Origin of the sequence: Mesorhizobium sp. M7A.F.Ca.US.007.01.2.1 (genome assembly GCF_003998165.1) — a bacterium.
Taxonomy (GTDB): domain Bacteria; phylum Pseudomonadota; class Alphaproteobacteria; order Rhizobiales; family Rhizobiaceae; genus Mesorhizobium; species Mesorhizobium ciceri.
Genome location: NZ_RZQP01000541.1, coordinates 1 through 419, shown reverse-complemented (window position 1 = coordinate 419; position 419 = coordinate 1). Strand labels below are relative to the sequence as shown.

Below are 419 nucleotides of genomic sequence, written 5' to 3'. Positions count from 1 at the left end.
ACACCGATCGGTTCGCGGCGGATGGTGACGTCGAGATCCGGCTTGTCGATCGGCACATGCGCGCCTTCGTGCTTGTCGGCAAGCCCGCCATAATAGCGGTAGTAGTCGCCGACATAGGCGATCTGGGCGCGGGTCTCGCGGATGATCTTGCCTGTATCGCGGGTCTCGAGCTCGGCAAGTCGCCCAGCATTGGCGGCGACGAGGTCGCCCAGCTTGACCAGCAGCTTTCCACGCGCCGTCGCGGTCATCCTACGCCATGGGCCGGAACGCAGGGCGCGGTGCGCCGCCTCGACGGCGCGGTCGACATCGGCTTCGCTCGCCGCCGGCATCCTGGCCCAGGCCGCCCCGGTCGACGGGTCGACGCTGTCGAAAGTAGCGGACGGTTCGTCGAAGCGGCCGTCGATGAAGTTCCTGAAGGG

The 419-nt window shown here is 67.5% G+C and carries 1 protein-coding gene; it reads right to left on the bottom strand.

Going from position 1 to position 419, the window contains the following annotated elements; all coding sequences use genetic code 11:
• Positions 1 to 419: aldehyde dehydrogenase family protein (locus EN949_RS35685; RefSeq protein WP_127372004.1), on the bottom strand; the 419-nt coding region annotated here is incomplete at both ends.